Annotated in this window: 18 protein-coding genes; 10 read left to right on the top strand and 8 right to left on the bottom strand. The window is 47.0% G+C overall.

The window, feature by feature from the left end; all coding sequences use genetic code 11:
• The first annotated feature begins 55 nt into the window (after positions 1–55).
• The 4 genes from LC574_RS06795 to LC574_RS06780 all read left to right on the top strand — a co-directional run bounded on the left by LC574_RS06795 (position 56) and on the right by LC574_RS06780 (position 4,542).
• Entirely contained in the window at positions 56–250 is a 195-nt protein-coding gene (locus LC574_RS06795) for a CopG family transcriptional regulator (protein WP_229452273.1), read from the top strand.
• A gap of 107 nt (positions 251–357) precedes the next feature.
• On the top strand, positions 358–558 hold the full coding sequence (locus LC574_RS06790; protein ID WP_229452271.1) for a hypothetical protein: 201 nt from the start codon (positions 358–360) through the stop codon (positions 556–558).
• Positions 555–3,872: a DUF3987 domain-containing protein gene (locus LC574_RS06785; RefSeq protein WP_229452269.1), complete on the top strand. Its 3,318-nt coding sequence runs from the start codon at positions 555–557 to the stop codon at positions 3,870–3,872. The genes LC574_RS06790 and LC574_RS06785 overlap by 4 nt, the downstream gene beginning before the upstream one ends.
• Before the next feature lie 70 nt (positions 3,873–3,942).
• Positions 3,943–4,542, top strand: coding sequence for a hypothetical protein (locus LC574_RS06780; RefSeq protein WP_229452267.1), 600 nt, complete (start codon positions 3,943–3,945; stop codon positions 4,540–4,542).
• A gap of 314 nt (positions 4,543–4,856) precedes the next feature.
• Here the strand turns inward: LC574_RS06780 and LC574_RS06775 are convergent, their stop codons facing one another.
• Positions 4,857–5,867 (bottom strand): tyrosine-type recombinase/integrase, encoded by a 1,011-nt coding sequence (locus tag LC574_RS06775; RefSeq protein ID WP_229452265.1) that lies wholly within the window; start codon positions 5,865–5,867, stop codon positions 4,857–4,859.
• A 92-nt stretch (positions 5,868–5,959) separates the two neighbouring features.
• Entirely contained in the window at positions 5,960–6,511 is a 552-nt protein-coding gene (locus LC574_RS06770; RefSeq protein ID WP_229452264.1) for a hypothetical protein, read from the bottom strand.
• Positions 6,512–6,929: 418 nt separating this feature from the next.
• Between LC574_RS06770 and LC574_RS06765 the strand changes: the two genes are divergently transcribed.
• Positions 6,930–7,247: a hypothetical protein gene (locus LC574_RS06765; protein ID WP_229452262.1), complete on the top strand. Its 318-nt coding sequence runs from the start codon at positions 6,930–6,932 to the stop codon at positions 7,245–7,247.
• Between the two features lie 471 nt (positions 7,248–7,718).
• Here the strand turns inward: LC574_RS06765 and LC574_RS06760 are convergent, their stop codons facing one another.
• The 6 genes from LC574_RS06760 to LC574_RS06735 all read right to left on the bottom strand — a co-directional run bounded on the left by LC574_RS06760 (position 7,719) and on the right by LC574_RS06735 (position 10,431).
• A complete protein-coding gene (locus LC574_RS06760) occupies positions 7,719–8,972 on the bottom strand; it encodes a type IV secretory system conjugative DNA transfer family protein (RefSeq protein ID WP_229452261.1) in 1,254 nt (417 codons plus the stop codon).
• Positions 8,969–9,346, bottom strand: coding sequence for a hypothetical protein (locus LC574_RS06755; protein ID WP_229452259.1), 378 nt, complete (start codon positions 9,344–9,346; stop codon positions 8,969–8,971). The genes LC574_RS06760 and LC574_RS06755 overlap by 4 nt, the downstream gene beginning before the upstream one ends.
• Positions 9,330–9,515 (bottom strand): hypothetical protein, encoded by a 186-nt coding sequence (locus LC574_RS06750; RefSeq protein WP_229452257.1) that lies wholly within the window; start codon positions 9,513–9,515, stop codon positions 9,330–9,332. The genes LC574_RS06755 and LC574_RS06750 overlap by 17 nt, the downstream gene beginning before the upstream one ends.
• A gap of 36 nt (positions 9,516–9,551) precedes the next feature.
• On the bottom strand, positions 9,552–9,758 hold the full coding sequence (locus tag LC574_RS06745) for a hypothetical protein (RefSeq protein WP_229452256.1): 207 nt from the start codon (positions 9,756–9,758) through the stop codon (positions 9,552–9,554).
• Entirely contained in the window at positions 9,748–9,978 is a 231-nt protein-coding gene (locus LC574_RS06740) for a hypothetical protein (RefSeq protein ID WP_229452254.1), read from the bottom strand. Before LC574_RS06740 ends, LC574_RS06745 begins: the two co-directional genes overlap by 11 nt.
• Before the next feature lie 90 nt (positions 9,979–10,068).
• Positions 10,069–10,431, bottom strand: a complete 363-nt coding sequence (locus LC574_RS06735) for a hypothetical protein (RefSeq protein WP_229452247.1) — start codon at positions 10,429–10,431, stop codon at positions 10,069–10,071.
• 199 nt (positions 10,432–10,630) lie between these two features.
• Here LC574_RS06735 and LC574_RS06730 point away from each other — a divergent pair, with 199 nt between their 5' ends.
• The 5 genes from LC574_RS06730 to LC574_RS06710 all read left to right on the top strand — a co-directional run bounded on the left by LC574_RS06730 (position 10,631) and on the right by LC574_RS06710 (position 12,075).
• A complete protein-coding gene (locus tag LC574_RS06730; protein WP_229452245.1) occupies positions 10,631–10,840 on the top strand; it encodes a hypothetical protein in 210 nt (69 codons plus the stop codon).
• A 151-nt stretch (positions 10,841–10,991) separates the two neighbouring features.
• Positions 10,992–11,207, top strand: coding sequence for a hypothetical protein (locus LC574_RS06725; protein WP_229452244.1), 216 nt, complete (start codon positions 10,992–10,994; stop codon positions 11,205–11,207).
• Positions 11,204–11,518 (top strand): hypothetical protein, encoded by a 315-nt coding sequence (locus tag LC574_RS06720; protein WP_229452242.1) that lies wholly within the window; start codon positions 11,204–11,206, stop codon positions 11,516–11,518. The genes LC574_RS06725 and LC574_RS06720 overlap by 4 nt, the downstream gene beginning before the upstream one ends.
• The gene (locus LC574_RS06715) at positions 11,515–11,700 is read left to right on the top strand and encodes a hypothetical protein (RefSeq protein WP_229452240.1); all 186 of its coding nucleotides are present in this window, start codon (positions 11,515–11,517) and stop codon (positions 11,698–11,700) included. The genes LC574_RS06720 and LC574_RS06715 overlap by 4 nt, the downstream gene beginning before the upstream one ends.
• 210 nt (positions 11,701–11,910) lie before the next feature.
• Positions 11,911–12,075, top strand: coding sequence for a hypothetical protein (locus LC574_RS06710; protein ID WP_229452239.1), 165 nt, complete (start codon positions 11,911–11,913; stop codon positions 12,073–12,075).
• Positions 12,076–12,290 lie beyond the last annotated feature (215 nt).

Genomic DNA, 12,290 nt, shown 5'->3' with positions numbered 1-12,290 from the left:
ACCCGTACTGTCTGATAGACTTATCATTGGGGTATTAATTATTTCCTCGTGAACTATGAGCAAGCATCATGTTGGTGTCACTACCAAATTAAAGAAAGATATTGTTGTGAGACTCGAATTTGTAGCCAGAGAAAAGGGAATGAACCGCAGCGCATTAGTCAGAGAGTGCATTCTGAATTTTCTTGCAGCACAATCCGAAGACGAGTTTCCCTCGTTCATCGCTCAAAACCAATTTTCCTCAGTAGCCTAGACTACCAAGGAAATTTGGTTTTATTGTTTTTACGAACCCACCGCCAGAGTTCTCGTGTCGGCAAAACCCTGAACCACTGGTGAAATGGAAACCCATTAAAGGAAAATATGAAAATTTTCAATACGGGTGTACCCCCATTCTACTCGAATGGAACGCCGGATCGAACGGGTGTGTACACCCCTAACTTTACACCGCGATCAGCCAATAACGAAGACCAAAAGAGCTATCAATCCATTGATAGCTATATAGCAATATACCATTACTCGTGGTGCAAGAGGCAAGCGATCGCTTTTGGAGGTGCAGCATGATTGCACAAGTATTCGCACCAGAGAACAATTTAAAAGTTGACCGTCACCAAATAGCCAAACAGCTAGAGTTGCTAGGCTACAAACCAGATGAGAAGATTTTTCTGAGAGCCTTCTATCCCAGTAATGACCCGCGCAAGGACGACGACAAGGGGCGAAAAACAAACCATACCACTCTTGACTCAATAGCCGATACTGCCGAAAAGTTTCAAGACGAGGGTAGGGGTATTTATTTGGTGGTCAACGGCGGGGGGCAGAAAGATGCAGAAGTTGAAACTTGCCGCGCAATTTTCTACGAGCATGACAATCTCGCAAAAGTTTTGCAACTTGGTTTATGGGAAACCCTTGGACTCCCTGAGCCAACGTTTCAGGTAGACACTGGCGGAAAATCAATTCATTCCTACTGGGTTTTTAACGAGCCAATAGATCCAACTCGTTGGCGATCGCTGCAAAGTGACTTATTGGAATTTGCAGATGGCGATCGCAGTTTGAAGAATCCATCGAGGGTAATGCGGTTAGCAGGTTGCTACCACTTATCAGCGAAGGGCGCTAATCCATCATTAATTGTGTCCGAGTCAAGCACCCGTTACCGCTTTGAGGATTTAAGGGCGATTATCCCAATTAAGCAAAAGACTCCATCCCCGTCGTTGCCACTACCTTTAGACACCATAGGCGATGTGCCGTTATTCAAGTGTTTGTCGAAGGATGACCGCGATTTAATAGAATTCGGTGTTGCCGAAGGTGGACGCGATACCCAAGGGGCAAAGCTTTCACGAGGACTCATTGGCACTGCTTCTCGGCTCGAATATTTGGGAATTAGATATAGTGGTAGCCCCAGAGAATTATTTGATGAATATTGCTCTCGTTGCAGTCCGCCAATTGAAGCCAAAGAAGCGGATCGCAATTGGAAATCAGCCGAGAAAGACAACCCCACATCCACATTGAGCGACGATTTTCTTTTGAACTGCGTAAAGGCTTGGCAGAAAAATCAGGGGTCAAAGCCAAGTGGCAGGAATTTTAGCAGCAAAGTTATTTCCTGTGATTTTGGTGGGACTGGTGGAGGTGGTAACGGCGATGGGCATCCACCAACAACTGTGGATCTGCGAGATCGCATTCTCCAAATACTGCACCAAACAAAAACGCAATCAGAACGTGAAACAGCGCTGATTGGACTATCTAAAGAAGTTGGAGTACAGACAAGAGAACTTGAGAAATTAGCTAAAACTCTAGAATCTGAACTTGATGCGGTCGATGTCCGTGCTGACCACCAATCTGAAATCGACAAACTTATCAAGCTGGGCGAGGGGCGGCTAAAACTATCTGATTATCTGCCTCACACGTTAGCCGCCCCCTTGGATCAGTATTCTCAACAGTTAAATGTTCGCGGTGAAACTGTCTTGCTGGCACTGCTAGCAACTACTTCTAGTCTGCACGAAGTCGGCACTGAATTAGTGATCCACAAAACGCAAGGTTTTACAGTGCCACCAACTATCATGGCTGCGATGGTTGCTGAGTCTGGACAAAAAAAATCGCCCATCACCCGCCAAATCGTCTCCAAACCACTGGCTGTCCTGAAGAGAGAAGCACGGGAGGCTTATCAGTCAAATTTGGAACAATACCAAATTGATTTAGAAGATTGGGAGAAACAGAAAGCCGATACACCCAAGGGTGAAAAATTTACAGATCCTAAACCAATAGAACCAGCAAAGGCCCCAATCTTCTATTTCACGGATGCCAACGGGGAAGGTATCAAGCAGCAAGCCCAAAACGCACCCAGAAAGTCTTTATATGCACTGGTGGATGAGTTAGCAGGCTTTTTCAACTCAGCCGACAAATACCGGGGCGGTCGTGGTTCTGACAAGCAAGACTTACTAAGTTATTACGACGGAACGGGTCAAACTGTGCTGCGTTCCTCTGGTGTTAAGGTCGATGTCGAAAAGATTTACCTGAGCATATTTGGGACAATTCAGCCAGATGTGATCCGTTCCATCATGCGAAACTGCGACGATCCAGATGGTCAGTGGGCAAGATTCCTGTATGTCCAGCAGCCGTTAGCCGCCTCGGTTCTCGGTGACGACGATGGATCGGGAGTAGACATAGTAGACCTGCTAGCAGGAATTTACAGCAAGCTTCACAATACCTCAGCACGGCAATACACCCTGACAAGGGAAGCATTTAAAGCCTACCAGCCATACTACAACAAGCTTGAACAAATGCGCGAGTCGCACCCCCACCCAGGCATGAGGGCGACTTACTCAAAAGCGGAGGGGTACACAGGGCGTTTAGCGCTAAACCTGCACGTTTTACACGAGCTTGCTAATGGCAAGTCTACTATGTCTACTGAAATTCCAGTAGAGCGGATGAAGGAAGCGATCGCACTAATGAATTTCTTCATTGGGCAAACAAAGCTGCTCTATTCCACGTTCGATGAAGGAATTGCCCCACACATCGCCAAGATGATTGAACTATCCAAGCGCCGTGAGGCAAACACTGGTAATGGCTGGCTCAAAGCTAGCGACATCCAACGGTCGTATAACACTAAATCTCGGCCTACTGCTGATGTGGTGCGATCGTGGATGCGGGAATCTGAGGCACTGGGTTTTGGGCAAACACGCGGCACGGGGATAAAGGTAGAGTTTAGCTACTCAACTGGAATAGTAGACTTAATAGACAAAAATAGGCCAAAAATAGACCCGCCGCCTACTCCTGAAAACCTTATGATTGAAGGGTTACAAAAAAAAGTAGACATAGTAGACTTCAAACCTACCCATCAAGAACCTACAAAAACAGAAAACGGACAATCACAGATTGTAGACCATCAACCTACCCATCAGGAGGCTGCAACTACAGAAAGCGGACAATCACAGATTGTAGACATTTATATAGATCCACTGCCTACTCTCTGCCAAAAGGTCTGTAACCCATGTACAGACAGCGTTGAAAAAATAGACCCCCCGTCTATTTTTGGCCTATTTTTGTCTACTGAGTCTACTATTCCAGTTGAGCTTCAGGAGGCTGAAACTACAGACCTGGGGCAATCTGAAAAAGTAGACATTTATTTAGACCCCCCGTCTACTTTTTGTCCTACTAATTCAGAATCGTCTACTTTTCCACCTGAAGCAGAAGCTCGCGCCCTGAAAGTTGGGCAGAAGGTTGAGTTTTTCAATCGCGGCGAGATGGAATGGAATGTTGGAACAGTTGAGAGCGTAAAATTTGATTCTGGGTACTTTATTCAGTCCGTGATTAGATACCGGGCTTTTGGAAAATCACGGACTGAAACCATATCCAATGATCTTTGGTTAAGAGCAATCTGTTAAGTATGGATATTGTAGGTGTAGCGATCGCGGATTCCCCCACTATTCCCCCCCCATTCCCCCAGGCGTTACCATGAATAAAAAAAATAACCAAGCGATCGCCAACAAATCTCACTTGAAGTGTTTTTCCCTCCCTGGCTTCTCTCAAGCACAGGTAATGGCTCGTGCTGGCAAGCTTCCGCCCGAATCGGAAAACTTGACCGCTATTCTTAATGGAGTGTACGAGCGCGTCAAAAATACAAAAGATGGTGACTGGACGGAAATCGAAGTCATCTTGCATTCTCAAATCGCCATGCTCAACACCCTGGCAGCCAACTTCATGAATAAAGCGATCGGCGGATATGAGGCCCCAGAAGTGCTGCGAGTTTTCCCCCAGATGCCCTTAGAATTTGCAAGCCTCAGCCTAAAATGCCAAGCCGAAATGCGGAAGTGCATAGCGCTGCTACATGAAATCAAAAACCCCAAAAAGCCCACGCAGTTTATAAAAAACTACGTCAATCAACAACTCAACCAGCTACAGGTAGAACAACAAGAACTAAAACAGCGACTAGAGGCAAATAACCATGCCCCGGTGGACTTTACAAGCAAGGGAGAGGCAGAGGCAGTTGATACAGCAGTGGCGACCGTGGCAGCACAGCGCGGGACCGGTGACGCTAGAGGGGAAAGCGATTAGCGCTCGTAATAGCTACAAACATGGGATGCGGAGCGCCTTCATGGTTGCCTTGAAAAGGCAGATCAAAGTATCTGCCCAGTTGAAAAATTTTCTGAAAAATTTTGAGCGCGAGAACTGACAAACGAACTATTCACAGCAAGGGAGATACCTTTTTTTCTTTTGGTGGCGCGGCGGGTTGGCAATTAGAAGCATTGCCAATAATTGCGCGAAATTTTTGATGTCAAAAAAGAGGGGACAAAATGAAGACAGCCGTGCAGTAAAAAAGTGCCACTAATAGCAGTGCTGAAAGACCAAGTTTTTTGAGTTTTTTGATACTAAAACATCTCATCAAGCAGCTGTGTGATGTCGCGCTGATCTTTGTGTCTAGCATCGTCGTAAATCATCAGGGTGTCGAGCTTGCGGTGTCTACTAAGCTTCTGCACTCTTCGCACGTCCCCGTGAGAGGCATCCAGGGCCGCTGTGATAGCCGAGTGCCTGATTCTATGAGGCGACATCTGCTTTTTGACACCTGCTTTGTTGCACCGTACTATTAGCATTTTACGAAGTCCATCCCCCGTTAATCTGTGTCCTCCGGTCGCAAAATCCAACGACACGAACAAAGGGGAATCGTCCTTTACGCTGGTTCTAGTCGCCAACCACTCATTAATTGCTTGTACTGTACTGATTCCCAGGTCAACTGACTCGGATTGGGTTCCTCTCCCCTTACCCAAGATTCGCAGTGTTTTAGTTTCAGGATCGAAATCACTAATATTAAGCAAGCTAATTTCGTTACGCCGCAAAGCATTACTCCAAAGCAGCCGGAGCAGGGCGTAATCGCGTTTACCTTTTTTTGTGGAGCGATCGCACTGGTTGAGAATCAGTTGAAATGTTGTTGGGTCAATGCCAGAGGTATCGCGGTAGTGGATGACTTTCTCAGAGCCAATATCGTCTAGGCTGTAATGGCACACACCCAACTTACGCCCCATAGCTACCAAGGACTTGATAGCAGCAATCCGACGGTTAACCGTCGCTTCCTTGAGAGGTGCAGCCCTTCCCTCTCCAGTCATCAGCTTGGCTTTATACTTGAGAACCACCGCCACAGCTTGCGGCTGTTGCAGGTGTAAAAACTCCAAAATAGAATCGGGCGTAGCCAACAAACCCGTCATTGACTTAAAAAAATCATTGACATCTTTTTCGTATGCAATCCTTGTATTAAGCGATCGCTTGTCTGCTAAGAGTTGTGATAGCACGTCTGGATCAGTGTCGAGAGTGTGAAAGCTATCTCCAATTCTGGCATTAAGGGAGGCGTGTAAAACCTTGATAGATAGTTCGCTAAGATAGTTCATTTGTACTCATACTCAGGTATCGATAATCGCTGTTTCCGAGAACACCCAGGTTTTATTAAACCCCGTCACCGCGACGGGGTATCTAACGTTTTTTAAAATGGCATCTCGATGGCGGCTTTCACTACTGCGATCGCATGATGAGCGGTGGCCTTCCAGTCGGTTGTATCGTCGTAGCTGGCTTTGATTTGTTCGTTTCCCAACCAAACGCGACAAAATAACACGCTCTCATCGTCACCGGGTGCCGGCTGGATGGTCACTGGCTGTAGCAGCTGTTGAGGTGTGAGGGTCGCCACGGCTGCCATTAGCCCTTTACTAAAGTGGGTGTCATGCCCACTTTCCAGGATGTAGAGCCTGTCCGCCTGGATGGTAGTAAGTAGTTTATGTACCTCTTTCCCCCTGCGATCGCACTTCTCAAAGCGTAGGGAAAGCAGGTATCCAGTTAAGGCGGTGGCAGCGATCGCACTCGGTTCCCCATTGTTTAATGTGTACCAAAGCGATCCGTGTTGCCGATTGCAATAAATTTTGCAACTTCCTGCATCGTTGTGCAGTCCCAGCTTGGGTTTATTCAAGGTGTCCAGAATTAAGCTGAGTAGCTGCTGCTGCTTGGTGAGGGATGCGAGTAGTTGTGCTGTTTCGTTTGTCATTATTTGTTAGCTATTGTTAACAATTTGGGTGCTAGGAACAATTGTTCCTAGCGATCAAACTGACTTTGCGGACGTTCAAACTATATTTTTGCTACCTGGGAACTAAGGCAAGCCTTGTCGCATCCCCGTACTGCCCCTCCAAAATGCTGGCACTGACCAACGGCGGGAATATTGGCACTTGGCTTAAAGTGAGGGCATTGTCTACAGTTGTTTATGATCATTGAAGTCTCCTCTGAGATTTTGGTGTGTTGGGGCGATCGCTTGACTTTGGACGGTACGGGCGATCGCCCTTTAAATTAGCGGTGTTTACCGCTTGTATACACAATTGTATACATAAGTATACAATCTGTCAACATTTGTAGACATTTTTGTAGACAATGCTTTACTATGTATACAAATACGTTTACAGGTAGTCTACATGAGTAGCAAAGTAATTTCATTCCGGCTGAGTGACGCTGAAATAGAGGCGTTGCAGGCGTTGCAGTCCAGTGATGATGAATCACTCAACCAGACTGCTGCTAGGCTCTTAAGGGGCATTATTGGCACACCTTCAGCTTTGTCTACAACGTCTACACCTGTAGACATACAGGAGTTGATTAGACGAGAAGTGGAGAGCGCGATCGCTAATTCTGACCGGGTGAATGAGTTGATTAAGGCTAATACCGCATACCTAGCAGATGGCATCAACTCTGTGAAGCGAGAGGTTGATGAGCGACTGGGGGAATTGAGCGCCTGAGAGAAGAGAATCAATCTCTCAGGCGGGAAGAAAAAAAGGTAATTCCAGACTATCAAGAAATTCGCGATCGCACTCTCGGCAAACTGAAAATGGGCAAGCAATCGGCATCGGGGAAGGCAATAGAGGCTTTTATCAAGGAATTGGAGAAGTAGGCTATAGCTCAACTGTAGACGCCCAAAAGCCTTGAAAATCAGGTTTTTGGGCGTTTTTGGTGGGTTCACTGGTGGCGTCTACAGTTGCCCAAAACCCGCTCTCAGTGGGTTTTTCGGCGTCTACGCCCCTCCCTGACTGGTTGTAGACATTGTAGACATTGTAGACAGGATATAGCGTGAGGATAGGGGATATACACTCGGTCTATACTCGGCAAAAACTCGGTCTATACTCGGCAAAGAATTGCGCTAACCTCACACATACAATGGATTTGCTTTTCTGTAGACACGTTGTAGACGAAGTGTGGACGGTTGCCTACACTTACGAAGACCACTTCCAACCAAGGCGATCGCTCACCCCGTCCACTTCTCCCAGACCCCGATCAGCCATTGCTCGAAACATAATGCGGATATCCTCAGCACTCATGTCGGCGAATAGACGGGTGGACTGTTGCAGCGTCCTGGCTTTGAGTAGTTCCCCCGCGTGGGATTGACCCCAGGTGAGGATAGCTTGCTCGTATTCATTGAGGGGTTGCTGTGACGTGGTTGGGGTGTCGTTGGTGCTGTCATTGGGACTAGGTGGCTCTTGCATCGCACCCATGCCCCAAGTGCTTAAGTCCAATTCACAGGGGCAATCATCGACCATAAACCGTTTCTTCCCCCCAGTTTTTAGCCATTGCTCTAATTGGGGAGACTTGAGAGCAGTTCGAGCGTAGTCCTGTGCTTTTTTCCCTAGCCGGATACGCACAAAGCAAGTGTCTAGGATATCAGCGTCACCTTCAAGTGCAAAGTTAGACGCGGTGTCATTCTGCGCTAGAACCATGATGAATTGCTTGCGCTTGCGTCCTACCTTAGCGTGTTGCCTGATCCATTCGGGGGCATTGTCGCAGTCAGCAAGCACCGGGAACTCTTCAGCGATGTAGAACCGTGCAAACTCTTGGGGAACGTCCTTAGATACTGTCTTTCGGTACACTCGCATCTTTTCAAGGTGGTCGAGCGCAAGACCCATAGCCTTGTTTACTTCCGGCAATCCCCCATCACCGATGAGGTTGTCAGGTTCCACCCATGCCCAATCACCCTTGGCTGAGTCAACGTCATAAACGACGACCTGACCGCCAATGCGGGTTGAGAAGTACTGAGCTTGGGTTGATTTCCCGTCCCCAGTCCCGCCAACCAGCGCAACGTGTTTCTGAACTCGGTTGAGGTACTCTACCGGGTCTGTAATTAGGTTTTCCGGCTGCCAATTGGGATTGATTGGGTTGACTGTGACAGCTAACTGTGCCGTGGGTTGGGTTTGCTTATTCATCCAGGATTGAAAGTTTAGGCGGGATACCCGGTCGATATCTAAGAGCGATTCTTGCAGTAATTTTGCTGTGTGGCGTTGCCGTCGTCCTACCTCCAGTGTGGCGACTGATGCCCCAAGTAACCACGTCTTAAACTGTTTGACGCTCTTGTCTGAGGAAACCCCTAAAGACAGCAACCCAAGGCAAATGGCTAAACTTCCCCAGGATGACCACTTGGCACGGGCGTACATTTGTAGGTGTTGATGCAGCTGTGACGGGTGCAATTCGGTCATAGTCCGAGCAACACCCCCAACGCCACTAACCCCACACGGAATAGCAGTACTTTATCCACCTCTGGCAGCAGATCCCGTAAATAACAGAGAACTGCACCAGCCACGGCTAGCACTCCCAACACTAAGAGCCGGAGAAATGATGGCATTGGCAGACTTACCCAGCAGCTGCTAAACAGCGCGGGAATCGTTATGTGTGCCGCAAGGTGAAAAGCCAAGTCCGGTAAATTGTCCGGTAGTGCGATCGCGTCCACCCAACCACGTCGAAAAAGGTCTAATCTGCTGGTTTGTTGGGGTGTAGTGGAGAGTGGGGCGAAATTGCCGCGAACGCTTGGAATTTCAACTGTGATTTTCTGCTGATTATCTACCTCTGCCATAGGTCACTCCATCTTTGAATGATTTGAAATCTGACTGGCAGTTACTCAAATCTTTCTGCAACTGCTGAATACTGGTTTGATGGTCGCTTGACTGCTCTTGATACCAAAATGTGAAACCTACTGCTGATACTGCAATCAGCAGCCAAGTTAAATTGTTTTCACTTTTCATAAAACTTGAGGCCCCCGGTAAAAGGGGGCTTGATGGTTAATCTGCGTCTAGAATCGCGTTGAAGTTATAAACCGAGTTATTAAGCGGCTGTGGATCTGGTTGAGGCATTGGTTCCAAGCTGGCGCTGATTCCATACTTGATTTCCGATTCACACGCAGCTAAGTGCAAATCAAAATCAAGTTCTTGGGCTGCTAACTCAGCAGCGGCTTCGTACCATTCAGGCGGTAAACTGCTACTTTGCATCGGGTTGTCCCTCACTGTACAAGCCATAGCCGCTAGTTTGGGTAAGCCGTTCCGATATTCGGTTTATCGTCTCGTTCTCGCTTGTGGGCAGTGGCTTGCCCTGAAGGTATGCAGCAGAAATTTCAGCACACTCTTCAGTGCTGGCCCCATTCCCCAATAGCTGTCCCTCTGGGAATCCAGCTTTGTGGATTTCATTGCTTGGATATTCTGGATGGTTCATAATTTTCTTTGTGGTTTTCAAATGCGGAGACTACCAAGGGCGATCGCACTCCCTGGCAGTTGGGCGATCGCTTTGCATTTTGGGGCAGTTCTAAAAATCTGGCTTGCTGGGAGTGGTTGACAAATCGACTGGGTACGCTTGGCCATACCCGACAGGTGAACTCTTGCGGGTGCGTAGGTCAACGGCTTTGGTTTTTGAAACTTTGATCATTAATCGGGAACCATCGGCGGCGGGTGAGAACGGCTGATAGTTTTCAATGGCATCCCAGTTAACAGGGTCTTTGGCAACGTGAGCGGTGTAAAACACGTTGGTCATGGATGAAAGCACTGCGCCCGTAGGGATGCCCACGAGTTTACGGGCTTTCTTTGCCTTGTCTTGGGGTTGTTTGTTGGCTCCGTTGCTGTTGCTTTGTTGGCTAATACCGTTATTCTTTGCGGTGTCTGTGGCTTCCATAAAGTTGTTTTAGTGATGAGTGGGTATGAAAATCTGACACGGTGACTTGGTATAAGTCCCGTGTAGTAAAGGTTTGGGCGTTTTTTGAGTTATGGTGATACAATAGCACTGTTGATGCTATTAGTGCAAACACAACTTGTTACTCTGATAGTGCTAACAGCACTACGCAAACCTTCAATACGCTAGGAGAGTAAGATTAATGCTATACACAGCAAATAGTTCTGAAATGGCACGACCCAGAATTACAATCACCGTGTCGGAGGATGTTTTTCAGTACCTCTCTGAGTGGGCTGAACGAGAAGAAAGACCCCTGGCAAACCTTGCAGCTTACCTACTAAGTCAAGCTGCTAGGGAACGCCAGCAGCTCGACAAATCCCCCTCACTCAAAAAAAGCGAAGGGGCAGCATGAGAGGACATAAAAATCTGACGCGGTGACTTGGCCGTAAGTCCCGTGTGATAAAGGTTTGCGCGTTTTTGGGGTGTTGATGATAGAATAACACATTATTGCGCTGCACTGTACAGCACAGCATAAAAGCTAGCCGTAATGTACTGGAGGTAAAATGAATCAACAGATAGTAGAAATAAACGATATGGGCATGGAAAGCGTAACCACTTACGTTTCACCCGACGTAAAACGGAAGTTGGAAGAGTGGTCACAGGAAGAGGAAAGGTCTATCAGTTATGTTGTTGCGAAATTAATTACTGAAGCTGTCAACGAGAGAGACAAGCAAAAACCATCTACCCCTTTATCTAAGAAAAGCAAGGGGGCAGCATGACCGCAGAGCGCCTAAACCGGATGGAGGATGAAATGGAAACCATCAAAGAGTTACTAATTTCAACGGCAAGGATGGCTGAAAGAAACAGTGAATCCATTAATCGCCTAGTAGAGCGGATGGATCAGGCAACGAGTAACGTTGACCGTCTGGCAGTTGCTCAACTAAACGCTGAAGAACGGCTTGACCAATTAACAACACTGATGACACGGTTTGTTGAAAACGCAGAAGCGGATCGGGCTGTCGTTAGGGGAATCCAGACCGAAAATCAACGCATTCTTCAATACTTGTTTGGGCAACAGGAGGGCCAGTGAGTGCAGCGCGGTCAGCCGAAGACGTGATACAGATTATTGACCAATTGCCAGACTCTGAAGCCGCAAAACTTGCACAGCACCTTGTTGTCCGAATGTTTTCGGGGATTTTGGCTTCTTTATTAAGAGCGATCGCGCTGCGGGTTGAGAAGGGGCGCGATCGCAATGGGGGCAGTGGACTTTGACCAATTCACCAATTCACCGTATAAAGGTAAATCTTTAGTATCGTGTTGAGTATTATTTTCTAGGTACTCACAAACGCCAATTGGCGTTAACATTTCGCAATACAGGGGGAGCGATCGCGCTGCGGGAATTGCTTCTATCTATATACCAGCACTTGCGATCGTAACTTTTCACCAACATTTAGGAACAATTGTTCGTGAAAATTATGAACTTTGACCACAAAATTAGCCAAAAATCTAGCCACAAAAATGCCAATACAGTATTGGCATTTGCAAGGTCATCTTGCAATACATACTAATTTATGTGTATGCAAACAATTATTGATTGTTGCATACACCAAAGATGTTCTAAATCCTCGAAAGGAGCGATCGCACTAAGTTACAGAAAATCAAAATGTTTTGCAGATGTTCCAATTATTCCTACACAAATGCAATTTCATGCTTTAAGATTGTGCATAAACAGTACACCCGTACTGTCTGATAGACTTATCATTGGGGTATTAATTATTTCCTCGTGAACTATGAGCAAGCATCATGTTGGTGTCACTACCAAATTAAAGAAAGATATTGTTGTGAGACTCGAATTTGTAGCC

It is taken from the genome of Nostoc sp. CHAB 5715 (assembly GCF_020829685.1).
Taxonomy (GTDB): Bacteria; Cyanobacteriota; Cyanobacteriia; order Cyanobacteriales; family Nostocaceae; genus Nostoc.
This window is presented reverse-complemented; position numbering and strand designations above follow the sequence as displayed.

Bases quoted from the DNA above. Each gene is read 5' to 3' on its own strand.
- LC574_RS06730 (WP_229452245.1), top strand. From the start codon at position 10,631: ATGCTATACACAGCAAATAGTTCTGAAATGGCACGACCCAGAATTACA.
- LC574_RS06750 (WP_229452257.1), bottom strand. From the start codon at position 9,515: ATGAAAAGTGAAAACAATTTAACTTGGCTGCTGATTGCAGTATCAGCA.
- LC574_RS06765 (WP_229452262.1), top strand. From the start codon at position 6,930: ATGAGTAGCAAAGTAATTTCATTCCGGCTGAGTGACGCTGAAATAGAG.
- LC574_RS06720 (WP_229452242.1), top strand. From the start codon at position 11,204: ATGACCGCAGAGCGCCTAAACCGGATGGAGGATGAAATGGAAACCATC.
- LC574_RS06725 (WP_229452244.1), top strand. From the start codon at position 10,992: ATGAATCAACAGATAGTAGAAATAAACGATATGGGCATGGAAAGCGTA.
- LC574_RS06740 (WP_229452254.1), bottom strand. From the start codon at position 9,978: ATGAACCATCCAGAATATCCAAGCAATGAAATCCACAAAGCTGGATTC.
- LC574_RS06760 (WP_229452261.1), bottom strand. From the start codon at position 8,972: ATGACCGAATTGCACCCGTCACAGCTGCATCAACACCTACAAATGTAC.
- LC574_RS06735 (WP_229452247.1), bottom strand. From the start codon at position 10,431: ATGGAAGCCACAGACACCGCAAAGAATAACGGTATTAGCCAACAAAGC.
- LC574_RS06745 (WP_229452256.1), bottom strand. From the start codon at position 9,758: ATGCAAAGTAGCAGTTTACCGCCTGAATGGTACGAAGCCGCTGCTGAG.
- LC574_RS06755 (WP_229452259.1), bottom strand. From the start codon at position 9,346: ATGGCAGAGGTAGATAATCAGCAGAAAATCACAGTTGAAATTCCAAGC.
- LC574_RS06775 (WP_229452265.1), bottom strand. From the start codon at position 5,867: ATGAACTATCTTAGCGAACTATCTATCAAGGTTTTACACGCCTCCCTT.
- LC574_RS06780 (WP_229452267.1), top strand. From the start codon at position 3,943: ATGAATAAAAAAAATAACCAAGCGATCGCCAACAAATCTCACTTGAAG.
- LC574_RS06785 (WP_229452269.1), top strand. From the start codon at position 555: ATGATTGCACAAGTATTCGCACCAGAGAACAATTTAAAAGTTGACCGT.
- LC574_RS06790 (WP_229452271.1), top strand. From the start codon at position 358: ATGAAAATTTTCAATACGGGTGTACCCCCATTCTACTCGAATGGAACG.
- LC574_RS06770 (WP_229452264.1), bottom strand. From the start codon at position 6,511: ATGACAAACGAAACAGCACAACTACTCGCATCCCTCACCAAGCAGCAG.
- LC574_RS06795 (WP_229452273.1), top strand. From the start codon at position 56: ATGAGCAAGCATCATGTTGGTGTCACTACCAAATTAAAGAAAGATATT.